We start from the raw sequence: 25,752 nt of genomic DNA on the forward strand, positions 1-25,752 counted from the left end.
TCTTGTGTTAATACGACAGTCTCTGCAGAAACGTTCAATGGAATCACAAAAAAATCTGAAGCCGACAATTTCCCGGGCAATCAGACTTGATTCCGGTAATCCTGCAGCTTGTCGAACCAAGGCTGGTTGCGGGCCCCGCTGCTTAGTAATCGGTCTCTCCACATATTTTGCTGCTGTTTAAAAGGTTCATTCAGAGCCTTGCTTCTGTAGTTATGTAATTGAGGACGATCTTTCGCTAATTCAAGTTTGCTAATGTCTATCATAGGACGGGTTTCTTCAATGGAAGGATACTTGGCACGCTGTGCAAAAGGTATGACTCGTTTCTTCTCCACTTCTTCTTCCTCGCTCTCCTGTTACTCATGTTTCATCAATTACTATTCACTTACTATTTACTTCCTATTTACTAACTATCATTGCTTCTTTGCACTTGCTAACAAAATTAAGCTGTCTGTATTACAATGACTTATCTTATGTAGGTTGTCTCTGGGTGGATCTCCACTTACAAATGCTGCAAAAAACAAAAAAAGAACGCAAACCGGGTATAGACCACAGTCTGCGTGCTTCGCAAGTTAGGGTACTGCTATTCAATGCTTTAGTTAGATGATGCCTTAACGCTTGTAACAACTAATTGCTATTCTAATGAAAAATTTGTCACTTGTCCAGACTTTCTTCGCATCGAAATTTGTCAGCATTCGATAAAGGGATAAATCTCAGATCCTATATCCAATGTTGGTCATCTCGCGGAAACGTAAGGGTTGTTCTGTTTCTCATAACCGATCGTCGTTTTGGGGCCATGACCAGGGTATACCTTCACTTCATCTGCAAAGGTGTACAGCTTGTTCTGAATCGAATCAATCAGATCCCGTTCCCGTCCACCAGTCAGATCCGTTCTCCCTACACCCATGCGGAACAGAACGTCTCCTGCGAACAGGTCATCACCACATAGCAGGCTTACACTGCCAGGGGAGTGCCCCGGTGTATGATAGACCTTAAACGTGTGGCCAACAAAATGTAAGGTTTGTCCTTCATCCATGGCATATTCTGCAGGATCTGTCGAAAGAGGCGGTGAAGCCTGAGGCCAGTTCAATGACCCATTCAGTTTCGGGGAGGTGAGCCAGTCACTCTCCAAATCATGCAAATAGACCGGACAACCCTTCAATTTACGGATTTCATCCACACCGCCCATATGATCAAAATGAGCATGTGTCAGCAAAATCGCTTCAATTTCCAAGTCTTGAATCGCTTTGAGCAGCGGGCCCGGGTTCATGCCCGGATCAATGATAACCGCTTTACCTGGATCTTCGCCCTGCAGCAGATATGCATTCGTCTGGAGCGGACCGAGTGTAAATGTACGAATGTTAAGCATATTGAATTAGTAACCCGAAATCAGTTCACGCAGCTCACGGATAATGGCTGCATGCGACTCCGTTCCTTCCCCATAGCGTTTACCTATTTCCTGACGTACTACAGCCATCTTCTCCTGGTAGTCAGCTGCATCGCGATCCGGATTCTGGCGTTTGAATTCAACCATGACTTCCTGTACATGCTGAGGACGCGGTCCCCATTGGCCCAGCACGTGTCCGCCCGTATCCGCGAAAATAACGATCGGTACGGAGCGACCGCCCATCGTAAGGAATTCATCCATCACTTCAGGATGATTTTCCATAATAAGAACTTCTGTTGGAATGCCCGAAATCTCCAGCGCCTGAAATACAACGGGTATGTTGCGAACAACATCTCCACACCAGTCAGCAGCCAAAATCAATACACGCAAATCATCGCGGTGGTTCAGACTTTCGAAAAATTCGCGATCATCTTCGCTTGGCCATGTGAAGCTGTCATAGTTCGCCTGAAATTCGCTTTGGTTCTTGGTCATGCTCTCAATGAATTCCTTCGGCGGCAGACCCTTACCGAATTTGTGAGACAAGTTTGGTTTACCCATAACTAGACACTTCCTCTCTTTTTGCGAACATTCATCCATTTAATAAGCACATAAACAATCATAAGTGCGAGCGCAACGAGCAAAATCGGCATGATGTAAGGCGCTGCTTTCTCGTTAATATGTTCCCATTGATCTCCCAGTACCATCCCTAAATATATAAACAATGCAGTCCAAGGTATAACAGCAAGTGTGGTCAGCAGAATGAATCTGCCTGTATGCATTTTAGATATGCCTGCAGGAATCGAGATGGCATGACGCACAACCGGAACAAAACGCGCCGTGAAAATGACACCTGTACCATACTTGCGGAACCACTCCTCGGAATGGTCGATGTGTTTTTTCTGGATCAGTATGTATTTTCCGTAACGTTCAAGTACAGGCCTGCCGCCATAACGGCCAATCCAATAAATAAAGAGCTGGGCTACCACGCCGCCCACTGTACCGAAAATCATTGCGCCAAAGAAATTGATATTGCCCTGTGAAACGAGAAATCCTCCATATGCCAGCACAATCTCACTGGGGATGACTTCAAGCATTAATCCCAGCATAATTCCAAAGTATCCAAGGCTCTGAATCCAGTCGAATAATTGACCGACAATGTTATGAATAACGTCCATCTCGACCCTCTTTCTTCATCCTGTTTGGCGGCGCTCTGCAGCACCATGGATGTTCGTCCCTATTTTAGCACAGGGCTGCAGTTTGTTGCTACTTCCTCGAACCGGGTTAGTGTCCTGCAAGTCGCCCTTCGCATATGGTATCGGGAGAGGAGCGTGAGAAGATGTCACCCAAATCAACACCCGGCACTCCCCCGGTCAAACATAACACCCCCGGCCAGAAGTTGCCTTCCGCCAGAGGTATTCGCAGAGCTTGCAGCAAGGAGCTGTACCGGACAGCCAAACGGCTGAAAGTGTACATTTCTCCCGATCAGATGAAACAGGCAGAAGAGCTCTATTACGGCAAAGTCATTGCCAACCTGCTGTGGATCGGTGAAAACAGGGATAATCGAAAAAAACTATGTGAGTGGTGGAACGCCGACGTCAGTGCAGAAATTGCTGCTCTATGGAATGTGGACATTGAACCGCTGCAGGCTGCGTTTCAGCAGGCGTTTGGCGGATATCGTCTGTAGAGTTGGTCAGATTCATTGGATTTCATACAGTAAGAAGCACGCATAAAAAACACGAATGCTTCTCCAGAATAACTCGGCAGATACCAGAGTCCTAGAGAAGCGAAAGAAGCAAATATTCAGGGAGTTCGTTCGATCTGTTCCAAAGGTTTGGCAGCTGATGCGAGGATGCGCAGATGGTTGCCATAATTGAAGGCATTCCGATCAAGGGTGAAACGGCGATCATTGCGAGCATTCCCCGCTGCCACTTTTTCGCGCAACTGTTCATAATGGTCATACATTCGCACGCCTGCGGCGGCGGTCTGCCTGGCTCGATCCGGGTAACCGGCAGCCCATTCCCGCCTTGATGCATAAGCCATCCAGTACAAGGCAGCGGAATGACTCCGGGTATCATATCGATTCAAGGCGATTGCTTGCTCAAAGTAAGCACCAGCCTGCGCTCCCCGCCCTGCTTGGGCTGCACGTTTCCCCAGCTCCTGGTAGAGCTGCGGCTCTGCCGGGGAGTGGGACAAGCTATTCAGCAGGAGTGCTTCTGCATCATTTGATTCAAACGTACGTGAGAGGAAGATGGTGATTTCCGGTCTGTACGGATTCGACTGAAAAGCAGCAATAAATGCGGCCTTTTGCTGATTGGTTCCCTCCAGTGCAGATCTAGCCGAGCGGTACTGCACTTCGGCTACTACACCATGACTGGCCAGCCATACGGTTCCCCCAAGCCAAATCACGATGGCCAGCCCGGTTACCGTTGACATTGCCCGTATAGCTGGATAACGAAACCAAGCAGGCAAGCGTGATTGTTGTGTGGATGGATCACTCGTGTATGACACTGATGCCTGTCTCTCATTGAATGCAGCGGGCTCTTCGGCAGCGGACATGTGCCTGTTATCCTTATATGCGTATGTCCAAGCTCCCAGCCAGATAAACAGCATCCACATGAGCGTAAAGCTCCAGTCAAAATCCATGGCCCCATGCAAAATAAAAACAAGCATGGAAGGCATCAGCACGGGAGCATGCTCCCTGGTATTACGCAGGGTGAAAGCAAACCAGGTGCAGATGATCATTAAGCCGATCAAGCCTGTATCGAGAGCAATATCGATGAGGCCATTGTGTACCTCGCCGCCGACATATGGCGAGGATTGGATGGCGCGGTACATGCTGCGCCATGTATCCCCCCCGTGGCCGAACCATGCGGCCTCGGTCCAGAGCCCCAGGGCGTCCCGCCACATCTGAAGGCGGGACAGCCCTGTGCCGACACCCGCCGTGAGACGTTCGGCGGTGGAGGCCACGGCCAGCGCGGCGGCGGCAGTAACCGCCAGCGCCATGGCCGTCAAGGCAGCGGCGCGCGCTCTGGCGCCGCTGTGCCACAGGCGGCACAGCAGCAGCGTGCCGAGCAGCGCAGCTGCCCATGCCCCGGCCAGTGCCAGCAGGCCGGGCACGGGTGTGGGCGCCAGCTGGGCAGCAGCCAGCTGGCGGTACAGCCAGGCCGCGCTCGCCAGGGGCGCGGCCGTGGCCAGCAGCAGCGGCAGGCGGTGCCCGCGCCGCTGCAAGGCGAAAGCGCAGGCTGCTGCGAGGCCGGTCGCCAGCCAGGCGCCGCGCGACTCACTGAGCAGGAGCGCAGCTTGCGCGGGCATAAGCGGCAGCGCTGCTGTGATAAGCCGCCAGGCCGGCACAGGCCGGGCCATGGCTCGCGCGACTGCAGCCAGCCGCTCCAAAGCGTACATGCCGGCAACGGCGCCGTACGCATTGGGGTACTGCAGCAGTCCGCCGAGCCTCGCGCCGGCGGAACTGATCTCGGGGTCAGCGGTCCGCATGACCCCAAAGGGCAGCGGCAGGACACCGCACACGGCAAGAATGCCGCTCAGCACAAGTAGGCCGCCTGCTGCCTGCCAGCCGTAGGCAAACCATCGCAAGCCGTTCATGCGGGAAGCCAGTATCCCTGCCAACAGGGCGAACATAGCCAGCAGACTCCACCGCAGCATTTCATTCAAACTGCCGTGTGTACTTACAGAACCTGACCAGGCATGTAGACCGTAACAACACATCATCACGACAGGCCAAATCACCCAGCATATATTAGTCATTTGCAGAAATCGTATTTTCGTTTGTTTGTTACCTCCACTTGAAAAGATGCTGTTTTTCCTTCTCTGGAGTATGAATAACAGAAGCAGCATGCTCCCTCCCATCAGGAGACTCCCGGCTGCGAACAGAATGACCCCATATACATCCACAGGAAAATACAAACCTCGCCCCAGACATGCAGCCATCAACACGATCGATCCAATCAAGCCCAGCGTAATCGTCAATGCCGAATTTTGTATCTCACACTTCGTCATCTTCTTCTGCTTAACGTCGGAACGCAAGGTTCCTCCCGCCGTACAGAGTGCTGGCTCCATGCTGCATACAGACTGCTCCGTCCCAGGCTGAGCCTTGCTGTTTTGATGCTTAACCGTACGATCATCATCTCCGAGCTTTTCCATATGCCACCTCCTTTCCATCTTGTTGAACCATAATCGCAAATTTCCTAATTACATTTCGTTCATGCCCCGCGTGCACTAAAAATAAAAAAGACAGAAGCTCCCTCACAGGGTCTTCTGTCTTATGCATAACCGTCGTCATTTCGATTCATATATAATACATCATTTATTCGCATACATGGCGAGACCCTCATACCAGTATGTCCCATTCATGGACATGGCAGACGATCTTCAACTATCGGTTAACCTTTAGATCATTCAGCAATGATCACAGGAATCTGCACCGGTTGTGGATTTTTCGGATGAACGCTCTGCATTCCCTTCCGTCACAACGGTCTCTGCTGTTGCAATCGACTTGGCACCATCCGGCAGCAGATCTGCACAAGCGCGCTCCAAATACGGATCGGCATGTATGAAATCACGGAATTCCGTATATTCCCTCCACATGTCAGTCATTTGACCTGCCTGGCCGCGTACGGCACGAATCAATATATTTTTCGGTGTATGCTCCATATCGATAAATTCCAGCAGTTGCGTTTTGTATCCCATCAGATCCAGAAGCTTGGCACGAATGGCGTCTGTCGCCAGTGCGGAGAAGCGCTCCTTCAAAATGCCATGGGACAATAACGGATTCATCACAGGGGATTCGATCTGATCAAACAACTCGTGCTGGCAGCACGGTACGGAGAGAATAACCGAAGCACCCCAACGAACTGCCTTCTCCAGAGCAGCGTCTGTAGCCGTATCACAGGCATGCAGTGTCACGACCATATCCACTTCATTCAACTCGTCATAATCTGCAATGTCACCAACAAGGAACTTCAGATCACCGTAGTGCAGCCTGATTGCCAGATCATTGCAATGTTCAATGACGTCTGCCTTCAGGTCGAGACCGATAATTTTAAGCGATCTGCGCTGTTGTACCGACAGGTAGTGATACAGAGCAAAGGTCAGGTAAGACTTACCGCAGCCAAAATCAACAATGGTAAGCGGGCGTCCCTCCGGCAGATGCGGGATGACATCCTGAACCATCTCAAGGAAACGATTGATCTGTCTAAACTTGTCATACTTGCGGGCCAGCACCCGGCCTTCTTCATTCATGATCCCCAGTTCAACCAAAAAGGAGACAGGGACTCCTTCTTCGAGCACATATTGCTTCTTGCGGTTATGCGAGAGATCCACCGCCGTCTTGGATGGGGATTTGGTCAGAATGGATACTTTATATTTTTTGCTGATCAAAATTTGATAATCTGCCTCTGTCGTACAGAGCAGCCCTTGACGAAACGTCTCTTCGCACAGCAAAGTCATGCGTTCTATCGCTTCAGCCGGAGTCAAATTCTCGTGCAGCACTTTGTTGTTGTAATGAAATGCGAATTGATAATGCAGCTGATTCTTCAGCGTTACCGGCTTGACTTGCACTTTGGTATACGAGACATTGTCCCGTCTGCGCAGCTGGCTCCAGGTCGCTGTAATCAGCGAATTCTGTTCAAAGATGTCTTGTATAAGCTTTCGCAATGAATCCACGGGGTACATCTCACTTTCGATTTGGTTTGGTCAACCGTAACCATACCACAATTCCGTTGGCTCTCCAAGTAAAGGCACCTAACAAGCCTTAATGCATTTGTCACTTGTTTTTTCCCACTCAGCGGGTTAACTCAGCGAGTCCTTCCTCGACTTCTTCACGTGGCAGGCCACCTTGCTCCAGTTGCTCGTCTTCAAGCTTGCGTAAACGTTCGTAAAAGGACCGTACCTCGTCACGATAATTCACGGGAAGTCCATCCCCAACCTGCAGCGCCCTGTACCAGCTGTTCTCGGCCTGGTCATAACGCCCCTGCTGTTCACGATACAGCGCAAGCTGTTTTTCCGTACGGGCAGGAAGTTCGTATTTCTTCGTTTGCTCCAGTATGGATTCGACGCGTTCCGGTGCTTCCAGCAGCCTCGGATTGGCACCATGATTTAGGGCATACAAATAAAAGTGTAATGATTTCATTAACCGGGTAAGTCCTTCATCCTCTGAATCCTGTTTTTCCTGATCACTGATACCTTCCACTCTGGCCTTCTCTGCGTAAATATAAGCTTCTTCTTCGATCAGCCGGGCAGCTTGCTGCAGATTGTCCACTTCAATGATCCCGCGAAAACGAAACATTTCAATGACATCCTCGGCAGGCAGAGAGTTCAGCAGAGACAAATTCATGCCAAACTGCCTGCGAAGCAGCTCGTCCAGCTCCGACAGTGCCTCCGTATGTTTCCGCTGCTGTCGGAGTGTTAATGCTTTGCCAATCGCCTCGGTCATTTCTTCAATCATGCGGAGCAGATAGTCTTTTCTGAACATTAGATACGCCCCCTCGTTCGCTCATTCGAATCATCATCCATTATTCTTAGTTTAATTCATGCCATGTCAAAAAGCCAAAGCAGGTTTCTTGCCTCATGGATGCCGTGACTCGAAGAAACCCCTGCCGTCGTATGAAGACGTGGCAGGGGTCTGGTGACATTGCACAAGAAGTGAATAAGTTATCCGGTAAATGGTTAATTCCCGTAAGTTATGCCTCTGGTAATTCGTTCATAAATTGTTGAATGACCTGAATCAACTGTTCCGGTGCCTCGTACATGCTCATATGTCCCGCACCGGCAATTACTGCTTGGACGATATGCGGCTTGTCACTTGTAAAGGTGCGTTCCGGTGGAATGACAGAATCCTTCTCACCTGCAACCAGCAAAACCGGGAGCGGTGTAGCTGATAGAACATCCCGGCGATCCGGACGTTCCCGCATAGCCAGTGCGGCTCCGGCAGCTCCCTGCGGTGCTGTCTGGTACCCGATTTCCTTGACACGTGATACTTGTGCCGATAATGATTCCACATGTTCCGGAGCGAATAAGCCTGGAACCAATCCATCCACAAAGCTTACAATGCCCTCTGTCTGAATGGTGGATACTGCACGAAGGCGCTTCTCCTTGCCCTCTTCACTATCCGGGTATGCAGTAGAATGAATTAAACCAAAAGCTCTCAATCGTTCCGGATGGCGTTGAGCGATGGAGAGGGCGATATATCCTCCCATTGAATGTCCGAGCAGGACTGCCTTTTCCACGTTCAGTTCATCCATTAATTGCAGGACATCATTGCCCATCTGATCTATTGTGTAATTGCCCATAGGCGCGTCTGTCTTGCCGTGTCCACGCAGATCGGGTACGATGCAGCGATAATGACGTGCCAGCTCCGGCACTACTTCATCCCAATAGGACGAACTGCCGCAGTAGCCGTGGAGCAAAATAAGTGCTTCTCCCTTACCCTGTTCGGCATAACATATTGTCGTTCCATCACATATCACTTTTTCCATATGAATCCCTCTCTCTGCGCGAATTGTATTGATCACGTTCATTTTATATAACAAGCTTCTTGTAGTTCAAGTTGTATATTATTAAGCTTTCATTCCATGAATGAAACGTTTATCTCGTTTTCCAGGCTTCCAACGCAGCATCGGCGATCGTTCGGGACATGCCCATAACGAGGTGAAGCGAAGTCATCTGTAAGATGGAATACGGTCTCGGTCCATTGGCGTTTACGACTGCTGCCACACTATATTGTCCAACGGGCGGCAGTTTGCCTCCCACTGATTCTGCCGGAAGGAGTGCACGGTGCGAAAGATAATATGTACCCGTTGCATGTTTGGGACCAAGACAGGCATCGATCGCAACAATCGCGTGATGCGCCGGAATTTGAGCCATTCGTTTCTCTAGTGTATCTGCATCACAAGGGGCAGACAGCGTCCCCACAACATGGCCGACTCCATGCTCCTCCAGCAGGGTTCCGGTGAGGGGCCCAAGTGCATCTCCAGTGGAACGATCTGTACCAATGCAGACAAATGTTATTTCATCAGGTGAATGTTGCTGGTAGATATGTCTGAAAAATAAGATCAGGTCTTCTCCCGAAACACTTTTTGGGATTTCCCGGCTCTGGTGGCGCACAAATTCCCGCTTGTATGCTGCCAATCTGTTTTCTCTCCTTTACACGTAACGGTCCACATTAAAGAATGGTTGTATTCACATTTTATCCGATAAAAGCTATACCCGCAAAAGCATTGGCCTGTGCCTGTCCAATCATGATACAATGACTACAGTTTCCGATACGGAAGGGATGGACATAACGATGGATTTAACACAAGCGAACGCTGCCAACATGGAATATATGATTGAAGCGATTAAAACCAAGCTGCGGATGGCCAGCGGTGCAGCCATGCAGGCTTCGGCTTTCCCACTGGACAAGTACGAGGATCTGTACGACCTTTACGAGATGGTCCTGGGCAAAGAGCATCTCAGTATCTCCGAAGTGGAAGCTGTTGCTTCCGAACTGGGAAAACTTCGTAAAGTTTAGCTGATCCCAAATTCAGCAGACTTCAGCAAAAAGGACCTGACTCCCCTTCATGGGAGAACAGGTCCTTTTTGTTCTTATGCAAACCAATCATTAACTCTGCATGACTTGTTGTTAAGGCAAATCTACCAGTACGAATTCAGCGGATTCGCTCCCCGTACTCGTAATTTGCAGATCACAGCTTTTGCGAATACGGGCAGCATCCCCTGGCTTCAGGTTAAAGTTCCCGTCCGCACATGTAATCTCCACATGACCACTGATCATGAAAAGATGTGTGCGCCTGTCTTCATGCTGTGGATACATGATTTTTTTCCCGGATTCTAATTGGGTCAGATAACACGTCACATCCTGGGAAATGTGCAGCGCGCCTTCGGCCCCTTCCCCTCCCTGTCCGGATACAATAGGACACAGACGGTTAAGCTGGGCCTGCTGCTCAAATCGCTGATTTGTATACGACGGCTTCAGCATGCGCTGAGACGGCAGGAACCACATTTGCAGGAAGCGCACCGGTTCATCCTCAGACGGATTAGTTTCCGAATGTTCCACCCCGGTTCCTGCACTCATCACCTGTACGGTTCCCGGCTCAAGCACCTGTTCGGTTCCCATGCTGTCTGTATGTTTCAACTTACCGGATATAACATAGCTAACAATTTCAAGGTCATGATGTGGATGTCGTTTAAAGCCTTCCTGCGGCATCAGCGTGTTGTCATTATGAGCCAGCAGGCAGCCAAAATGGGCGTTGCTTGGATCGTCATAATCCGCAAAAGAAAAGCTGAATTCACTGTGTATCCAACCTCGATCCGACGTGTGCCTTTCTTCCGATGTCACTACTTTAATCATGTTCATCCACCTCCAAGGGTTTAGAGCTGCCGCTTACTTTCACAGCAGGTCTTGCGTGTATATGAATGCTTATAAATCAATACCAGTTGGTATCTCATCTTTACCCGGGGTCCGGGGATTCTAATCACGCCCCTAGCTTATGGTTATACGCTTTCTTCAGGTGAGTGAAGCACAAATTCACAATCCGCACGTCCCACTATTTTTCCGGCATCATTGCGAATTTCCGGAGGGAAAGCTTTGGCAAGCCGTTCAATGGTTGTCCGGTTGGAATACCCAATCTGTGTAAGGATGGATTGTGCAATCCAGGCCCATTCCTCCTCTGAACCGTCAAGGATTTTAAACGTGATTCCCAAACGCTCTTTTTTCAGCGCAAAACCAAACACACCCTTGAATCCGCCCTTCGCCACAATGTTACTGTCCTCCAGCAATACGGAGTCTACACGTCCAGTTCCCCCAACCATAAGAGGCTGATCGTTCATCGCCGACGTAATGGTTTCTACCGCCGCCCGTGTAGGGGCATCTTCGATTAAATCCGGGCAGGCCAGCTTCAGATAAGCATTCGACAAGGCCGATAATGGCAGCGAAAATACCGGAAAGCCGCAGCCATCCGTCCCCAGTTCAATTTCCTTCTGATCAATTCCAGCCATACCAGCCATCGTCTCCAAAATTTCACGCTGCACCGGATGTTCTCTCTCGGCGTAACTTTCCAGATCGAAATTTTTCATGCGGCTGTAACCGAGGATCCCGAGGTGTTTACCCGAGCAATTATGCAAAATACGCCGTTTTTCCCCCTGGTTGCGCAGCCATTGATTCCGGCTCTCCTCATTTAACGGATAACTTGCGGCGCAGATCAAGCACTCTTCTCCCAAACCGATTTTGGCCGACAATTGTTCCAGTACCTGAATGTGCTCGGGTTCCGAACGATGGGAAGATGCCATGATTGCAATTTCCTCAGATGATAACCCATAGTGGGCTGCAATGCCTGCACGAATGCCTGGAATGGCCTGAAAAGGTTTGGCAGATGAGCGGGTAAACGCTCTAAAGTGCGGATTCCCCGCTGAATAAACGACATTTCCTTTCTCATTCGTGATGCTTATGTGTCCAAAGTGGGCGCATTCCATAACGCCTGCACGATATTCCTTGACTAACAACGCACTCTCCATGCGAGTTCTCTCCTTTTTACTCCCAGTCTCATCTCTGCTTTGCGTCATCACGCTGCATGGGATATCTTTAAATTATAGTACAAAAACGATGTTTTTTCAGTTTTTTCGACATGTTTTTCGGGTAAGCCTATACCAATCCGGAACTAATAACCAATCTTAATTGAAGGAGATCTCATCATGCTGCGTGAAAGCAATTCATCTTTATTTGGAAGTTCCCCGCGTTTATCCTGGCGTTCCCTCTTTGTCTGGAGCGGAGTAGGCGTTCTGTTCAGTTCTGCTCTTGTTATCCTTCTGGCCGTAGTTGGTGCCTGGCTAGGGACCCATTTTATCATTCAGTTGGACGACCAGATTCAACACTGGTTTTATCTCCATTCTGAATCTCGTCTTGCACTGCTGCCTGTCATTTCCTTCATTACTGCAATCGGATCTTTCAAAATCTCGGCATTGGCAGCAGTCTGTACGGCAGCCCTGTTCTTTATACAGCGCAATCCACGATACTTCATTTATGGTTATGTAATCCTTGGCAGTTTTGCAGTCATGTGGCTGCTTAATACGGGACTGAAAGAAATTTTTCGTCGAAGCCGTCCTGAACTTGATCATTTAATGGTGGTTCATGGATATAGCTTCCCCAGTGGTCATGCCATGATTTCCATGGGGTTCTATGGCATGTTTTTTGTGATCTGGGCGATCGAAAGACAGAGAAAACCCGCCTCCATCGTACTCCCTGTTGTCTGCGGTATAGGGTTTATTGGACTCATCGGAATAAGCCGAATTATGCTTGGCGTGCATTATCCTACCGACGTATTTGCCGGATTTGTTGCCGGACTAGCCTGGCTTGCCTGCATGATCGGTGCAATGAAACGAATGATCTGAGTTTCCCTTCAACTTCCAGCTTGCCCATATCTGCTTCAGTTGTTTCAGCTTGATGCACGGCGTTTATATACGAAGTAAGCAAACGCGAACAGACAACATCCTGCATCAAGTGTAAAGGAGGCGGTTGTTATGTGGGGCATCATTCTCAGCATTGTACTGGCGGTTATCATCGGCCTAATTGGAGATGCACTAGCCGGTCACAATATGCCTGGAGGTATCATTGGGGCGATGATTGCCGGATTTGTCGGAGCTTGGCTGGGCGCACTGTTGCTTGGTAACTGGGGACCGGTTATCGGTAACTTCGCCGTTATTCCTGCCATCATTGGTACAGCGCTCTTTGTCTTTTTGCTGGGGCTAGTGTCCAGACTGTTCAGACAGGCTGCCTGATCGGTCAACAAGGTGTTCGTTGTTTCGTTATTCGTTTCTTAAATTTGAAAAAGGAGTGATTTGACATGAATAAAGCAGAAGATCAATATCCTGTACAAAGCGGTTCGACGTTCGCCAAAGGTATTTTCATCGGTGGTTTGCTGGGAGCAGCAGCAGCATTACTCTTCGCTCCTAAACCAGGTCGGGAGCTCCGCGGTGACCTCACTGAGAAGGTCGGTTTGGTTACCGATCGAACCAAGGAAGTTGCGGCAGTTGTAACCGACAAGGCTACTGAACTGGCCAAAACCGTTTCTACCAAAACAGCTGATATCGCAAAAACAGTGAATCAAGGCCGCAACGACGTTATGGATTCGGTAAGAAAGGCTTCCGCAGATGTAGCTGATGAAGCAACCAAAGCGACCAGCGAAGTCGCTTCCGCTTCCGAGGATGCCAAGGAAGATACACGAAAAGAGCTGAATTCGACCAGCCTGTAAGGGCTTGAGCGAATGGTCAATAGCCAGCTGAGTTTCAGCTGGCTATTTTTCATCCACTGTAATAGGAGGAGGACTGACATGAGTAAAGTCACATTAAACGGAAACACCCCCGTTACCGGAGCTAAACCATCGCAGCAGTATGACACGGCAGAACATCCTTTTGAATTGCGCCATGAGGTAAAAAAGCTGAACACGCGACTGGATCAGCTTGCAGACAGTCTGGAAAAGGCACAGATTAAGGATATTATCGAGAATTACACCAGTCCCAAAAAACGCATCATTACCAACTTCACGGCTGGTATGGCAAGAGGACTCGGACTTACACTGGGAACTTTCGTAGTCCTTGGTCTCCTTGGACTTATACTCAGCCAGTTTGTGAACATGCCGATTGTGGGACAATACATTGCTGATCTGCTTGGGTATATCGAAGATTACAAGAGTTAGGCGATAAGAACGATTAACCCTTCCGCACGGATTTGCCTCGTTTCTCGGGGGCATCAGCCGGTCGCTGCGTGGACTTCACCCTTAACAGATCTCCGGTCCAGCCTTTCATCATCATCCATACATACATGCTGGCCATGCTGGCAAGGATGAGTGAGATGACCAATACAACCCCCCATGTCTTATCAATCAAAGGCAGGTTTTCGAAGTTCATCCCCCAGATTGCACCGGCAGCCGTTGCGGGCGTACATACCGAAGTAACGATGGTTAGTGTCTTCATAATTTCATTACCACGTACACCGGAAGTCGCATTATCTATCGAGATGAGTGTGTCGATCTCTTTTTCATAATGCTGAAATAGGCGCTCCATACGCTCTATACGATGCTGAAGCTGCTTGAAGAAGCGATTGTCCTCTATTTCGTCCAGAAAGGCTTCACGGGCAGCAGCCATTAATTCGGAATAGGGAATAAACAAATTGCTCCAATACAAGAGTTCAAAACGTGCCTCAAGGATCTGGTCCATCAGTGTTCGGGCATTACGCGATTCCATCTTTCGTTCCAGTTCCCGCAAATGCGCCTCAAATTGATCCATTCCTACATGGTAATAGTGCAATATGGCTCTGAACAGCACAAACATCCCGTCGCGAGCCATGTTACACTGCTGCAGCATGGCAGAGCGTTCCCCCGTATTCATGATCCCTCTTGTGTTGTCGTCCAAATTTATCGTTACCAAGCGGTTTTGGTCTACATAGAAAAACATCTGATTATCCTTGCGTTCACTATCTTTCTCATTTTTGACTGCGTATAGAAGGGAACCAAATATGACTGGCTCTGTCCCATTCAAAAATCGTACAGACAGGTAGTTGGAATGCACCTCGGGGATCTTGCGAAGCCAGTACTGCATCTCTGGGAATACTTCTGTGAGTTCCCCCAATACTTCAGCCATGTCCTCCTCTTCTGGTGCCACCCAGTCCCACCATTCCCACTGCTCCGAAAATGATAATTTGTCTCGCCTGGCTGCCAGGTTGACCTTATCCAACGTCACAATACCACTCCCGCTTTCATAAATCATACTTCTGTACAAATTTCAAAAAAGGACACGTATGTATTCCAGCGGAATCACGTGTCCTTCTCTATGCCGTACTTAACAACATCAGGGCTTCACATTTCATAACATTGAAGCATTTGACATGATCTGTTTCAATTTTTCAGTAGCTCTCTTCTGAATTCGGGAAACACTCATCTGGGATACGCCCAATTTCTGAGCAATTGCCCGTTGAGACTGACCATCCTGAAATGCCAAAATAAGCACCTTTTGTTCCTGTTCCTTCAATTGTCCCAATGCCTGTTGCAAGTCCATCCGTTTCTCAACCGAATCAAAGTCGTTCACGTCTGCACTGATCAGTTCACCAAGCGTTGCTGCACTCTCGTCCTGAGATAGAGGGGAGTCGAGTGAAACATAGTGGTAGCATTCCCGACCAGCCAACACTTCGATGGTTTCCTCAGGGGTCAGATCAAGGTATTCAGCGATCTCATCCACACTTGGTGAGCGTTCAAACTTCACCGTCAATTCATCAATGGCATGCTGTACAAGCGCGCCCTTTTCCTTGATTCGTCGTGGTACCTGAATATACCATGATTTGTCCCGAAGGTAGTTCTTCATATGACCGATCATACTTTTCATAGCATATGGTTCAAACGGAATACCGAGATTAATATCATACTGCTGAAGAAGACGAATCAGAGCCATTTGGCCGGTCTGATATAAGTCTTCATACAGATCCGGACGATTCCGGGCAATTTTACCTGCCGCCATTTTTACCATCGGTTCATATTTACGGATAAGAACTGTTGCAATTTCATTATCCTTGGTCTGCTGGTACTCCCAGATCAAACCTACGGATTCAGACATGGACTCTGGGGGAGTCACTTTTTCATTCATACTTTCTCCTCACTTCTTGCAAGACGTTTTACGAGTACTACTTTCGTACCTTTGCCCGTCTCACTTTCCACGCTGACATCATCCATCAGGGCTTGCATTAGATAGAATCCAAGTCCGCCAATTTGGGCATCTGTCAGTTCAGTGTCGTGAAGGCCTGCACGCGATACTGCAGGGTTGACGTTTTCGAAGCTTGCACCTTCGTCCTTGACTGTGATTGCCAGCGTGTCGCTGTCCACTTCAAAAACAACCTCAACCATGCCACCTTCGTGTGAGTAGGCATAAAGTACAGAGTTGTTACAAGCCTCAGATACAGCAACTTTCATATCCTCAATGTCCTCATAAGAAAATCCCATTTTGGACGCAACACCATAAAGATTAAGTCTTACAATATCCACGTAATCAGCTGTCGCCGGTAAGTTAAGGGTGACTCTTTGAACTTCTGCATTCATTCCTTTTTCGATCCTTTCCTATTGGGAATTCTTCTGTGAGACAAAGAATTTGGCAATACCCGTCATATCAAAAAGCTTCTGAATCTGCGCAGGAACTTCTTGTACTTCAAAGCGTGCTTCCATTCCATGTCGTGCCTTCAGAACAGATAACAGGATTCCAATCCCTGTGCTATCGATATACTTCAGGTCCTTCATGTTAATAATCAAATCCTGTTCCTTGTTGTCCACAAGAGGCTCCATGACCAAACGAAATTCAGGAGCTACTGACAAATCCAGTTCGCCAGTAAGGTATACCGTGCACACGCCGTTTTGTGTTTCGGTCTTTGCATTGAATTTTTCATTTTTATTTGTATTCATTAGACATCTCTCTCCTGATCAATGGTTTCCTTACCTAATAACCCAACTTGAGCCCATATGAAACAAAAAGGGAATTAACAATTATTTCAATTGGCATGATTCATGGCTGACGAGTGGGATTTGTAGATTTGCCGCTCCTCCTGAAATCGTGACAATTTTTGCTTCACACTTCCCATCTTGACGGGTTTGCTGATGTAATCATCCATCCCGACAGCCAGGCAGCGTTGCTGAATACCTTCCATTACATTTGCGGTCATGGCCAAAACGACAGGCTGTTTCTCTTTGGGCAGACTTTCCCGAATTCTGCGTGTACATTCCAAGCCATCCATCACCGGCATTTGCAAATCCATAAATATATAATCATAGTTTGGATTCTCTAGAACCATATCCAGCGCCTTCTGTCCATCTTCAGCGGTATCCGAGATAAAGCCCAGCTTGCTAAGCATAATGGCCATCAATTTCTGGTTAATCGGGTGATCATCGACAATTAATACGGAAGGCTGCATTTCATAACTCTCTACATCCTCCGATCGTTCTTCTCCATTCCCACTTAACAGCTCCGTCTCTACATAACGCTGAACCTGAATTGTGAAAATAAAGGTAGCACCACGCTTTTCGCTCGTGTCCAGATAGATGTTCCCACCCATCATTTCCACTAACGTTCGACAAATAGCCAGTCCCAGGCCGGTTCCTCCGTATTTGCGTGTCATGGACGTATCAAGCTGAGAGAATGGTTGAAACAGACGATCCACTTTGTCAGATGAAATCCCTATCCCTGTATCTTTTACTGCAAATTCCAGCGTCATTCTACCGTCTTTTTCTTCGTTAACGGATACAATCAGATACACTCCGCCTTGATCCGTAAATTTGATTGCATTGGCAATCAGATTCATTAGGACCTGACGCAGTCTCGCCATATCCCCATAAACCAGTTCCGGGACGGAATCCTCCAGAAAGTAGTCCAGCTCCAGATTCTTCTTACCCGCTTCCACAGCAAACAGGCCCAGTACTTCTCTTATACATGTAACGAGATCAAATGGATGCTCCTCGAGCTCCATCTTCCCGGATTCCATTTTCGTAAAATCAAGAATATCGTTGATAACTGTTACAAGTGCATCCGCACTTCGTCTTACGATATCGACGTATTCTTTCTGATCGTCTTTCAATTCAGTCTCCATCAGCAAATCAACCATGCCGATGACACCATTCATCGGTGTCCGGATCTCATGACTCATCATGGCGAGAAATTCGGTTTTGGCATTGGCCGCAATCTCCGCTTCCTCTTTGGCCTGAATAAGCTGCTGATTCATTTTTTCGAGTTCCTGTGTTTTCTGGTGAAGCAGCATGGTTTGGGTTTTCAGTCGTTTGTTTGTAATGAACATTTCGACAAACCCATCAATTTTCGATTTCAAAATTTGAGGGATAAACGGCTTAACCATGTAATCGATGGCACCCGCCGAATAGCCGGCAAATAAATGTTCTGCTTCCCTGCTGTTGGCAGAGATAAAAATAATCGGTACATCCTTTGATTTATCGCGCGCTTTAATTAACTTTGCTGTCTCAATTCCGTCCATTCCAGGCATCTGCACATCCAGCACAATGACCGCAAATTCGTCTTTAAGCAAGCATCGAAGTGCCTCTTCTCCAGAAGTTGCCTTGACGAGTTTATACTGTTCCGATTCCAATACTGCTTCCAGAGCAAGCAGATTCTCGGGGCGGTCATCTACCAATAATATGTGGATTGGTTCATTGAGCCCCATGGCTAACCCTAACCCCCTATTTGATCTTCCGGTATATTTTTTCCGTCCGGTCTAACGGCTCGTAGGCATCGCTGAATTCCGTGAAATGTATTGATTCCTTGGATCCCAGAACAAGGATGCCGAAGTGGCTCAAGCTCTCATGAAACAGCCCGTGCACATGATTCCGCAGTTCATCATTAAAATAAATCATCACGTTGCGGCAAAAGATAACGTTAAACTCGTTAAATGACCGGTCAGTTGCCAGATTATGCTCCGCAAAAATAATGTTTTTCCTCAAATAAGGATGAAACATAACGGAGTTATACTTCGCTGTATAGTATTCGGAGAAGGCTCTAGTACCCCCTGCCTCCAAATAGTTTGTCGTGTATAATTTCATCTTTTCGATGCCGTATACGCCTTCCTTGGCTTGCTGCAAAGAACGGTCATTCATGTCGGTAGCATAGATGCGTGCCTTATCATAGAGACCCTCCTCATGCAGCATGATCGCCATGGAATACACTTCTTCGCCCGTGGAACAACCCGCGTGCCAAATCCGAATATAAGGATATGTTCTTAACACAGGAATGATCTTTTCACGGAACGTCCGGAACAGCGTAGGGTCGCGAAACATCTCGGTCACAGGAATGGACAGATTTTGTACGAAACGCTCAAATGCAGAACGCTCATGTAAAACCAATTCCTGCAGACCGGATATCGTCTTAACACCTTCCGAATGGGCATAATGCCAGATTCTTCGTTTCAAAGACGGCAATGCGTAATTTCTGAAATCATATCCATATAGACGGTGCATACCTTCCAATAACAACTCAATCTCAATCAATTCGCGTTCTTCGTCTTGCGGCATGCGGACCGATTGTTCATCAGCCTCGGTAGGTTCCCACGGTGTCATAGATTCTCTCCACTTCTTCATTTGTTACTTGCGTAATCGTTGTATTGTTGTTCATTACCCAAACTATCGGGTTACGAATACAGCCACACACGCATTAATGATAACAGTTGATCCGTTTGGATCGGTTTTTTCACATAATCGGATGCACCAGCTTCAATACACTTGCCCCGATCATCCTTCATGGCTTTGGCCGTCAGCGCAATAATCGGCAATTTCTCAAACCTTGGAATCTGTCTAATCCGTGTCATAGCCTCGTATCCATCCATTTCTGGCATCATCATATCCATGAGTACAAGATCAATCTCCGGATTCTTATCCAGAATCTCCAGGGCTTCACGGCCGTTTTCAGCAAACGTAACATCCATTCGGTAACCTTCAAGCACACTCGAAAGTGCAAATACGTTTCGGATATCATCATCTACGAGCAATATTTTTTTGCCTTCAAATAAGGTCTCCTTGTTGTGAAGCTTCTGCAAAATTCTCCGCTTGTCTTCCGGCAGATTGGCTTCTACCCGGTGCAGGAACAAGGTTGTCTCATCAAGTAAACGTTCAGGTGATTTCACGTCCTTGATAATGATGGACTCCGCATATTTGCGCAGCTTCATCTCTTCCTTGCTATCCAGCTCCTTGCCTGTGTAGATAATGATCGGAAGATCATTCAGATATTCATCATCCCTGATCTGATCCAGCAATTCGAATCCGGTCATGTCCGTCAACATCAGATCCAGTACCATGCAATCGTACCGCTGGCTATGCAATTCCGTTAAAGCCTCACTGCCTGTAGATACAGCGGTTATGGCAACATCATCATGTCCAATGAGTTCTATAATGGCTTTACGCTGAACTTCATCATCTTCCACAATAAGCAAACGTTTCAACTGATTCTCTGTATATGATTCGATATGCGAGAAGGCTTTATCCAGCGAATCCTTGCTGGAAGGTTTTTTCAGGTAGGCAATTGCGCCCATCATCAATCCCTGTTTCATATCGTCAATCACAGAAATGACATGTACTGGTATGTGACGTGTTGCCGAGCTGCTTTTCAGTTCGCCCAGAATCGCCCAACCATCCATGACCGGGAGCTGAATATCGAGAATAATCGCATCCGGCAAATATTGACGGGCCATGTCGAGCCCCTTGTCTCCTTGAGTTGCCACAATCGCCTTGAATCCTCTTCCTCTGGCCATATCCATCAAAATATGAGCAAAGTTGACGTCATCCTCAATAATGAGCAATATTTTGTCACCCTCGATGAGATTGCTCTGATCATCCTCTACATGCACGGATACAGCTGTGTCGGTTGCTGGCATCTTCATAAGGGAAGTAGCATCAGGATCCGGTGCAATTACAGTCTGCCGGCTTGAACGCATGGTTCGGGACTGCCTTGCAGACGAATCATACTCTGCAGATGCGGCAGCTTCGATAACTCCTTCGTCCTCCGGAGCCGCTTCTTCATGATTGTCAGGAAGGTATAACGTAAACGCACTGCCCACACCTTCGGAAGATTCGACTTGGATCGCACCTCCCAATAGACGTGCCAACTCACGACTGATGGATAATCCCAGTCCGGTACCGCCGTATTTGCGGCTGGTTGTTCCATCCACTTGCTGGAAGGCCTCGAAGATCAGATCCGTTTTGTCAGAAGGTATTCCGATTCCGGTATCCTTCACGGTAAATCCTACATACTCCTGATTGGTGTTCAGATAACCCGGAAGTTCCTCAGGTGTCATTTTCCGTCCAATAATGCTTACGGATCCCCGATTGGTAAATTTGAAGGCATTCGACAGCAAGTTGCGCAAGATCTGCTTCACACGATGGCTGTCGGTATACACCCATTCAGGTAGAGTGCTGTCGAATTGAATATTTAGATCCAGTTCTTTTTTGTTCGCCATAGGACCAAAGTTTTGTTCCACAAAAGCGGTCAATTCATCCATTCGAACCGTCTCATAATTGATATCCATCTTGCCCGCATCGACCTTGGAAAGGTCCAAAATCTCATCAATCATCTTAAGCAAATCTGCGCCCGACATATAGATCGTTTGAGCATATTCCTGCTGCTTGCTGCTGAGGTTGCCTTCCTTGTTTTCAGACAGCAATTGGGACAGGATGAGCAGACTGTTCAGCGGAGTTCGAAGTTCATGCGACATATTTGCCAAAAATTCGGACTTATATTTGCTTGTCATCGACAGCTGCATCGCCTGCTGTTCCAGCTGTGTTTTCGTTTTTTCAATCTCGTCATTTTTCTCTTCCACTTCACGAACCTGCTCTTCAAGTGCACGAGTCTTGGCAATCAGCTCGGTATTGAAATGTTCGAGTTCTTCCTGCTGACGCTGCAGCAATTCTTCTGAGCGCTTAAGAGCCCCCGTCTGTTCTTCCAGGTTTTCATTGGAGCGACGCAATTCCTCCTGCTGTGTTTGCAGTTCCTCGGATTGCACCTGAAGTTCTTCTGTAAGTGCCTGCGACTCACGCAGCAGCTCCTCCACGCGCAAGCGGCGCCGAACATTGTTAAGAATGACACCCAGGTTCATGATCAACTGAGAGAATAACTGCTTATGCAGATCATTAAACCCTTCAAAAGAAGCCAATTCGACCACACCGATCAGCTCATCCTCAAAAACGACAGGATAAATCATGATACCGGTAGCACGGGTGGAGCCTGAAGCCGAACCAATGTGCACATAATCTTCAGGTGTATTTTCAAGAATAATAGGTTTCATATCGAGGGCTGCCTGACCGATTAGCCCTTCGCCAACCCGATATATTTCCTTGCCAACGTCGTCGTTCTCTTCAAATGCGTATGCACCATATCGTCTCAATTCATCGGGGTGTTTCTCTTCATCAATTATATAAACCACGCCCAGCTGTGCTCCAAGTACCGGAGTAAACTCACTGATGAACATTTGAGATATCTGACGAATTGAACCGATACCGCGCAGCAGTTCAGGCACTCTGGCTATGTTGGAGCTCATCCAGTTCTGATCCTGCTGTGCCTGCATATAGGCCTTTTCAATGTCCAATTTTTCTTCCAGATCAGCAGATACATCTTTGAATACACTGGCAATTTGCCCAATCTCGTCCGTGGACTTGACCTGAATACGTCTGATGGTGCGATATCGACCTTTACCAAAACTTGTAATCATCATCGACACCGTATTCAGACCTCTTGTTATGCTTGGCAGCACCCAGAGGATAACGCCAAGTGCAAGCAGAAGCCCGACAATCATAATGCCTACGGTAATCTGAACTGCACGGTTAAATTCCTCGTTGGCCAGCTTGATTTCCGTATCAATCTCCTGATCCTGAAAACGGGAGAGTGCATTCAGGCTATCCACAGCTTCCTTTTGTACAGCAAGCCCTGTTGCATTGCGGTAGTTATTGGCATCTTCGATCCGCCCTTGAGACAAGAGGCTGAGCTGTTTCGTTGAGTAGGTACCGTAGGCTTCCCAGGCGTCATTGACACGGTCAACCAATTGATGTTCACCTGCGCTGTCTGCCCGTGCCCGAACTTCCTCCAGGTAGCCCTCTCCTCTTTCTTCCATCTCTTTGAGCTCAGCATCAGCGGCACTGATCGAATTGTTAGGGTTAAGCAACAAGTTAGTCAGCAATTTGCCTATATCATTGACCTCTCCACGTACCGATGAGGTGTTCCTGACTTTCAGATAACGATCCTGATACATCTGATCGAGCTGTTGATTGGCACTACTCATCCGCTCGTAACTCACGAAGGTTAGCACAAGTAGAATAGCCATGAGAGCGGTAAAACCAATCAGCAGTTTATTTCTGATCTTCATTCAGCTTCCGCCCCTTTATTCAATGTAATCCATACCAAGCATTTATCATCATCCCGCTCCTGCGGAATCTCATCATCAAAAAATAACGCCTGCATCGCAGGTTCATTCCATTGATGTTCGCCTTTTAACTGTTCAATCAAAAATTCGAGCTGCTCTTCCTGGTCTCCTTGAACAGCTTCCGTTAATCCATCCGTATAGAGTGCAATATGTCCTTCACCCTCATAATGAATGGTTTGCGGTTCAATATCCATTTTGTCGAACAAACCTACCGGACAACAAACCGAATCAAATGTGGTCACACTTCCATCCTCCTGGAAAAATAAAGCTGGCGGGTGCCCTGCGTTGACATAATCAATACGCTTCATTCGGGTGTCTACAACCAAGTAAATGGCTGTAAAGTAGTAATGTACCAACTGTTTCCCCAAATCCAGCTGGTTAAAACGACGATTCAGCTCCTGAATCACCTTCTCCGGATCCACATAGGTCGTAACCGTATCTTTCAGTACCGAGGCAATGAACATGGTAAACAGGGAGGAAGAGATTCCGTGTCCCATCATATCCAGCAGCAGTACTCCATAACGCCCTTCCCCAAGTGGATACCATGAATACAGATCCCCCGCAAGTTCGAATGAAGGTTTATAGATCGCATTGACATGAAACAACGGATCTTCGATGGCCGGACTTAATACCGCATTCTGTACCATGGCAGCCAGCTTAAGCTCATCCTGAATGCGCTGATCACGTTCCTTATGCCAGTCCTTTTCCTGCTTCAAACGGAGAGCGAGGCGAATTCGGGCCATCAGTTCCACTTTGTTTATCGGTTTGGTTACATAATCCGACGCTCCGGCGTCCAATGCTTCGGCAAGTTTTTTGGAGTCACCGATCGCAGTAACCATAATAATGGGGATATCCTTAAGATTTTCGAATTTCTGCACAATTCTGCAGGCTTCGATTCCATCCATTTCAGGCATCATCATATCTAGCAAAATAAGGTCAATATCCGACGGTTTTGGACGGAGTTCGTTGTTTTCCTCCCCAATTCCCAATACTTCAAACATTTCCATGGCTGAACTTGCCGTTAAAATGTCACGATAGTTCTCTTTTTTCAGAATTTCTCGAATAATAATGACATTCGTCGGATTGTCGTCAACAATAAGTATTTTCATTTCTATCTCCCTTATCTGTGGCGTTCCGTTCCGGGTTTGTCGATTTTTATCAAGTCATGTAACAACCCAAAATATACATTTTTCGCGATCAATACGGCGGTAGACATAATATTTCCTACTATAACTATAATCTTAAAAGCAAAAAACATCTATCAGTAAATGGCACCACCACAGGAAAATACACCTGCTCGCTGCCCTGTTTTTGCTGCGTTCTGATCCCGCTTCCAAACTCGCAAAAACATAGATAAGGAATGGGGAAATCCCCATTCCTTATCTATGTTTTTGATCCTACAGCCTGTCCTTTTCAGGATGCTTCGGTTAACATGTATACCAATCAATCTTTCTTTTTGGCAATAACAAGCACTTTGCCTTTATCGAGTTCAGTCTCGTAGAAGTCCGCCTCAGCTTCGGTAAAGCCCATGGATACAATTTTGGCCCGGAGTTCATCACCACGTGAACGGAACAAATTCGCCATGGAATCAAATACGCCTTCCTCCTTGATACCGATCTCCTTGGCATCAGCTGTATCAGCAATTCGATCCGTACGATCCTTCTCGTGGGCCAGAACGAAGATATGATCAGCAAGGTATCCGGTATTCTGCAATTCTTTCACCGCTTCTACCGCTTGGACTCCGTTTTCTACCACTTTTGCATAAGCTTGCGCATTGGTTGAATTCATCGTTTCCACTCTCCTCTGATAATCTTCAATTCGAGCTGCTTTTAATATATAACCTTACAATATTCGATTGAAACGCATCTTTAGAAGAAACTATTTCCCTCTTACTGGAGATGATCCTCAAAAAGATCAACACCATCAATACGTTCGGTGCCAGGTTTCATATAAACCTTGATGGCCTGATGACCTCGCAGATACACTTCTCCATCTTCAGCCACAACATAGGGCTCGCCCAGAACCTGGCGGATGGACTCAATATCCATGTCAATCCACTGCTGATTGAGCTTCAACCGATCTTCGGTTCCATCAATATGCACATACTGGATTTCTCCGGTATCTTCACAGAGCCCAACCTTGACATCATTGAATTCATATTCAGGACAACCAAGGTATGGATCTACCTTCTTTTGAAGCGGCTGACCCTTCTCTGATAAAATATGACCTTTGCTGTCATCCAGAGAGATGCCATTCAGAGTCCGAAAATGCTGAACCGGTTCGGATCGATCAGCAGCCAGATTAATCTCTGGTACTTCCTCTTCCACTACCGTCCACTGCATATCTTGAGCAGCAGGTACCGCTGCCGGTTGAACGGAAAAGGGAGAAATTACGCTAAACATAACAAGCAGTAGTTTCATCATGA

27 protein-coding genes are annotated in these 25,752 nt (G+C 47.6%); 6 read left to right on the plus strand and 21 right to left on the minus strand.

What is annotated here, in order from left to right; genetic code table 11:
- Positions 1-80: 80 nt before the first annotated feature.
- From AB3N00_RS26420 to AB3N00_RS26435, 4 genes are all read right to left on the minus strand, one after another.
- A complete protein-coding gene (locus tag AB3N00_RS26420; RefSeq protein ID WP_413037233.1) occupies positions 81-332 on the minus strand; it encodes a hypothetical protein in 252 nt (83 codons plus the stop codon).
- 401 nt (positions 333-733) lie between these two features.
- On the minus strand, positions 734-1,366 hold the full coding sequence (locus tag AB3N00_RS26425) for an MBL fold metallo-hydrolase (RefSeq protein WP_413037234.1): 633 nt from the start codon (positions 1,364-1,366) through the stop codon (positions 734-736).
- A 6-nt stretch (positions 1,367-1,372) separates the two neighbouring features.
- The gene (locus AB3N00_RS26430) at positions 1,373-1,942 is read right to left on the minus strand and encodes a thioredoxin family protein (protein WP_175395348.1); all 570 of its coding nucleotides are present in this window, start codon (positions 1,940-1,942) and stop codon (positions 1,373-1,375) included.
- Positions 1,943-1,944: 2 nt separating this feature from the next.
- Complete coding sequence (locus AB3N00_RS26435; RefSeq protein ID WP_413037235.1) at positions 1,945-2,559, minus strand: DedA family protein; 615 nt, start codon at positions 2,557-2,559, stop codon at positions 1,945-1,947.
- Between the two features lie 161 nt (positions 2,560-2,720).
- Between AB3N00_RS26435 and AB3N00_RS26440 the strand changes: the two genes are divergently transcribed.
- Positions 2,721-3,068 carry a dehydrogenase gene (locus tag AB3N00_RS26440; protein WP_413037236.1) on the plus strand — a complete coding sequence of 116 codons (348 nt, stop codon included), beginning with the start codon at positions 2,721-2,723 and terminating at the stop codon, positions 3,066-3,068.
- 116 nt (positions 3,069-3,184) lie between these two features.
- On the opposite strand, the gene AB3N00_RS26445 is transcribed toward AB3N00_RS26440, so the two are convergent.
- The 5 genes from AB3N00_RS26445 to yyaC all read right to left on the minus strand — a co-directional run bounded on the left by AB3N00_RS26445 (position 3,185) and on the right by yyaC (position 9,526).
- Positions 3,185-5,542 carry an O-antigen ligase family protein gene (locus AB3N00_RS26445; RefSeq protein ID WP_413037237.1) on the minus strand — a complete coding sequence of 786 codons (2,358 nt, stop codon included), beginning with the start codon at positions 5,540-5,542 and terminating at the stop codon, positions 3,185-3,187.
- Positions 5,543-5,797: 255 nt separating this feature from the next.
- Entirely contained in the window at positions 5,798-7,072 is a 1,275-nt protein-coding gene (locus AB3N00_RS26450; protein WP_413037238.1) for a class I SAM-dependent methyltransferase, read from the minus strand.
- A gap of 109 nt (positions 7,073-7,181) precedes the next feature.
- Positions 7,182-7,871, minus strand: a complete 690-nt coding sequence (locus AB3N00_RS26455; protein WP_413037239.1) for a DUF6483 family protein — start codon at positions 7,869-7,871, stop codon at positions 7,182-7,184.
- A gap of 208 nt (positions 7,872-8,079) precedes the next feature.
- Complete coding sequence (locus AB3N00_RS26460; protein ID WP_413037240.1) at positions 8,080-8,874, minus strand: alpha/beta fold hydrolase; 795 nt, start codon at positions 8,872-8,874, stop codon at positions 8,080-8,082.
- A gap of 109 nt (positions 8,875-8,983) precedes the next feature.
- Positions 8,984-9,526, minus strand: coding sequence for a spore protease YyaC (gene yyaC, locus AB3N00_RS26465; protein ID WP_413037241.1), 543 nt, complete (start codon positions 9,524-9,526; stop codon positions 8,984-8,986).
- A gap of 157 nt (positions 9,527-9,683) precedes the next feature.
- On the opposite strand from yyaC, the gene AB3N00_RS26470 reads away from it, so the two are divergent.
- Complete coding sequence (locus tag AB3N00_RS26470) at positions 9,684-9,908, plus strand: DUF1128 domain-containing protein (RefSeq protein WP_175395340.1); 225 nt, start codon at positions 9,684-9,686, stop codon at positions 9,906-9,908.
- A gap of 111 nt (positions 9,909-10,019) precedes the next feature.
- Here AB3N00_RS26470 and AB3N00_RS26475 read toward each other — a convergent pair whose 3' ends face one another.
- Together AB3N00_RS26475 and AB3N00_RS26480 are read right to left on the minus strand one after the other, a co-directional pair.
- Positions 10,020-10,745: a pirin family protein gene (locus AB3N00_RS26475; protein ID WP_413037242.1), complete on the minus strand. Its 726-nt coding sequence runs from the start codon at positions 10,743-10,745 to the stop codon at positions 10,020-10,022.
- 143 nt (positions 10,746-10,888) lie between these two features.
- Entirely contained in the window at positions 10,889-11,908 is a 1,020-nt protein-coding gene (locus AB3N00_RS26480; RefSeq protein WP_413037243.1) for an asparaginase, read from the minus strand.
- 177 nt (positions 11,909-12,085) lie between these two features.
- On the opposite strand from AB3N00_RS26480, the gene AB3N00_RS26485 reads away from it, so the two are divergent.
- The 4 genes from AB3N00_RS26485 to AB3N00_RS26500 all read left to right on the plus strand — a co-directional run bounded on the left by AB3N00_RS26485 (position 12,086) and on the right by AB3N00_RS26500 (position 14,085).
- Entirely contained in the window at positions 12,086-12,781 is a 696-nt protein-coding gene (locus AB3N00_RS26485; protein ID WP_413037244.1) for a phosphatase PAP2 family protein, read from the plus strand.
- A gap of 129 nt (positions 12,782-12,910) precedes the next feature.
- On the plus strand, positions 12,911-13,168 hold the full coding sequence (locus AB3N00_RS26490; protein WP_413037245.1) for a GlsB/YeaQ/YmgE family stress response membrane protein: 258 nt from the start codon (positions 12,911-12,913) through the stop codon (positions 13,166-13,168).
- Positions 13,169-13,233: 65 nt separating this feature from the next.
- A complete protein-coding gene (locus tag AB3N00_RS26495) occupies positions 13,234-13,641 on the plus strand; it encodes a YtxH domain-containing protein (RefSeq protein WP_413037246.1) in 408 nt (135 codons plus the stop codon).
- 78 nt (positions 13,642-13,719) lie between these two features.
- Complete coding sequence (locus AB3N00_RS26500) at positions 13,720-14,085, plus strand: DUF5665 domain-containing protein (protein ID WP_413037247.1); 366 nt, start codon at positions 13,720-13,722, stop codon at positions 14,083-14,085.
- Between the two features lie 13 nt (positions 14,086-14,098).
- On the opposite strand, the gene AB3N00_RS26505 is transcribed toward AB3N00_RS26500, so the two are convergent.
- The 10 genes from AB3N00_RS26505 to AB3N00_RS26550 form a co-directional block, all read right to left on the minus strand.
- The gene (locus AB3N00_RS26505; protein ID WP_413037248.1) at positions 14,099-15,127 is read right to left on the minus strand and encodes a magnesium transporter CorA family protein; all 1,029 of its coding nucleotides are present in this window, start codon (positions 15,125-15,127) and stop codon (positions 14,099-14,101) included.
- 123 nt (positions 15,128-15,250) lie between these two features.
- Positions 15,251-16,024 (minus strand): sigma-70 family RNA polymerase sigma factor, encoded by a 774-nt coding sequence (locus AB3N00_RS26510; protein WP_095292462.1) that lies wholly within the window; start codon positions 16,022-16,024, stop codon positions 15,251-15,253.
- Positions 16,021-16,473: an anti-sigma B factor RsbW gene (gene rsbW, locus AB3N00_RS26515; RefSeq protein WP_175395333.1), complete on the minus strand. Its 453-nt coding sequence runs from the start codon at positions 16,471-16,473 to the stop codon at positions 16,021-16,023. Before rsbW ends, AB3N00_RS26510 begins: the two co-directional genes overlap by 4 nt.
- An 18-nt stretch (positions 16,474-16,491) precedes the next feature.
- The gene (locus AB3N00_RS26520; RefSeq protein ID WP_095361785.1) at positions 16,492-16,830 is read right to left on the minus strand and encodes an STAS domain-containing protein; all 339 of its coding nucleotides are present in this window, start codon (positions 16,828-16,830) and stop codon (positions 16,492-16,494) included.
- Between the two features lie 86 nt (positions 16,831-16,916).
- Positions 16,917-18,590, minus strand: a complete 1,674-nt coding sequence (locus AB3N00_RS26525; protein ID WP_413037249.1) for a response regulator — start codon at positions 18,588-18,590, stop codon at positions 16,917-16,919.
- A 16-nt stretch (positions 18,591-18,606) separates the two neighbouring features.
- Positions 18,607-19,479: a CheR family methyltransferase gene (locus AB3N00_RS26530; protein WP_175395331.1), complete on the minus strand. Its 873-nt coding sequence runs from the start codon at positions 19,477-19,479 to the stop codon at positions 18,607-18,609.
- A gap of 71 nt (positions 19,480-19,550) precedes the next feature.
- Positions 19,551-23,270, minus strand: coding sequence for a response regulator (locus AB3N00_RS26535; RefSeq protein WP_413037250.1), 3,720 nt, complete (start codon positions 23,268-23,270; stop codon positions 19,551-19,553).
- Complete coding sequence (locus tag AB3N00_RS26540) at positions 23,267-24,436, minus strand: PP2C family protein-serine/threonine phosphatase (RefSeq protein ID WP_413037251.1); 1,170 nt, start codon at positions 24,434-24,436, stop codon at positions 23,267-23,269. The genes AB3N00_RS26535 and AB3N00_RS26540 overlap by 4 nt, the downstream gene beginning before the upstream one ends.
- Positions 24,437-24,770: 334 nt before the next feature.
- The gene (locus tag AB3N00_RS26545) at positions 24,771-25,115 is read right to left on the minus strand and encodes a general stress protein (protein ID WP_413037252.1); all 345 of its coding nucleotides are present in this window, start codon (positions 25,113-25,115) and stop codon (positions 24,771-24,773) included.
- 101 nt (positions 25,116-25,216) lie between these two features.
- Positions 25,217-25,750 (minus strand): hypothetical protein, encoded by a 534-nt coding sequence (locus AB3N00_RS26550; protein ID WP_413037253.1) that lies wholly within the window; start codon positions 25,748-25,750, stop codon positions 25,217-25,219.
- Positions 25,751-25,752 lie beyond the last annotated feature (2 nt).

The organism is Paenibacillus xylanilyticus, assembly GCF_047246825.1.
Taxonomy (GTDB): domain Bacteria; phylum Bacillota; class Bacilli; order Paenibacillales; family Paenibacillaceae; genus Paenibacillus; species Paenibacillus xylanilyticus_B.

Excerpts from the sequence above, each read along its gene's own strand:
- AB3N00_RS26440 (WP_413037236.1), top strand. The coding sequence starts at position 2,721 with ATGTCACCCAAATCAACACCCGGCACTCCCCCGGTCAAACATAACACC.
- AB3N00_RS26485 (WP_413037244.1), top strand. The coding sequence starts at position 12,086 with ATGCTGCGTGAAAGCAATTCATCTTTATTTGGAAGTTCCCCGCGTTTA.
- AB3N00_RS26510 (WP_095292462.1), bottom strand. The coding sequence starts at position 16,024 with ATGAATGAAAAAGTGACTCCCCCAGAGTCCATGTCTGAATCCGTAGGT.
- AB3N00_RS26435 (WP_413037235.1), bottom strand. The coding sequence starts at position 2,559 with ATGGACGTTATTCATAACATTGTCGGTCAATTATTCGACTGGATTCAG.
- AB3N00_RS26495 (WP_413037246.1), top strand. The coding sequence starts at position 13,234 with ATGAATAAAGCAGAAGATCAATATCCTGTACAAAGCGGTTCGACGTTC.
- rsbW (WP_175395333.1), bottom strand. The coding sequence starts at position 16,473 with ATGAATGCAGAAGTTCAAAGAGTCACCCTTAACTTACCGGCGACAGCT.
- AB3N00_RS26450 (WP_413037238.1), bottom strand. The coding sequence starts at position 7,072 with ATGTACCCCGTGGATTCATTGCGAAAGCTTATACAAGACATCTTTGAA.
- AB3N00_RS26470 (WP_175395340.1), top strand. The coding sequence starts at position 9,684 with ATGGATTTAACACAAGCGAACGCTGCCAACATGGAATATATGATTGAA.
- AB3N00_RS26530 (WP_175395331.1), bottom strand. The coding sequence starts at position 19,479 with ATGACACCGTGGGAACCTACCGAGGCTGATGAACAATCGGTCCGCATG.
- AB3N00_RS26540 (WP_413037251.1), bottom strand. The coding sequence starts at position 24,436 with ATGAAAATACTTATTGTTGACGACAATCCGACGAATGTCATTATTATT.
- AB3N00_RS26455 (WP_413037239.1), bottom strand. The coding sequence starts at position 7,871 with ATGTTCAGAAAAGACTATCTGCTCCGCATGATTGAAGAAATGACCGAG.
- AB3N00_RS26460 (WP_413037240.1), bottom strand. The coding sequence starts at position 8,874 with ATGGAAAAAGTGATATGTGATGGAACGACAATATGTTATGCCGAACAG.
- AB3N00_RS26535 (WP_413037250.1), bottom strand. The coding sequence starts at position 23,270 with ATGAAGATCAGAAATAAACTGCTGATTGGTTTTACCGCTCTCATGGCT.
- AB3N00_RS26475 (WP_413037242.1), bottom strand. The coding sequence starts at position 10,745 with ATGATTAAAGTAGTGACATCGGAAGAAAGGCACACGTCGGATCGAGGT.
- AB3N00_RS26545 (WP_413037252.1), bottom strand. The coding sequence starts at position 25,115 with ATGAATTCAACCAATGCGCAAGCTTATGCAAAAGTGGTAGAAAACGGA.
- AB3N00_RS26500 (WP_413037247.1), top strand. The coding sequence starts at position 13,720 with ATGAGTAAAGTCACATTAAACGGAAACACCCCCGTTACCGGAGCTAAA.
- AB3N00_RS26550 (WP_413037253.1), bottom strand. The coding sequence starts at position 25,750 with ATGATGAAACTACTGCTTGTTATGTTTAGCGTAATTTCTCCCTTTTCC.
- AB3N00_RS26480 (WP_413037243.1), bottom strand. The coding sequence starts at position 11,908 with ATGGAGAGTGCGTTGTTAGTCAAGGAATATCGTGCAGGCGTTATGGAA.
- AB3N00_RS26520 (WP_095361785.1), bottom strand. The coding sequence starts at position 16,830 with ATGAATACAAATAAAAATGAAAAATTCAATGCAAAGACCGAAACACAA.
- AB3N00_RS26490 (WP_413037245.1), top strand. The coding sequence starts at position 12,911 with ATGTGGGGCATCATTCTCAGCATTGTACTGGCGGTTATCATCGGCCTA.
- AB3N00_RS26430 (WP_175395348.1), bottom strand. The coding sequence starts at position 1,942 with ATGGGTAAACCAAACTTGTCTCACAAATTCGGTAAGGGTCTGCCGCCG.
- AB3N00_RS26425 (WP_413037234.1), bottom strand. The coding sequence starts at position 1,366 with ATGCTTAACATTCGTACATTTACACTCGGTCCGCTCCAGACGAATGCA.
- AB3N00_RS26525 (WP_413037249.1), bottom strand. The coding sequence starts at position 18,590 with ATGGGGCTCAATGAACCAATCCACATATTATTGGTAGATGACCGCCCC.
- AB3N00_RS26445 (WP_413037237.1), bottom strand. The coding sequence starts at position 5,542 with ATGGAAAAGCTCGGAGATGATGATCGTACGGTTAAGCATCAAAACAGC.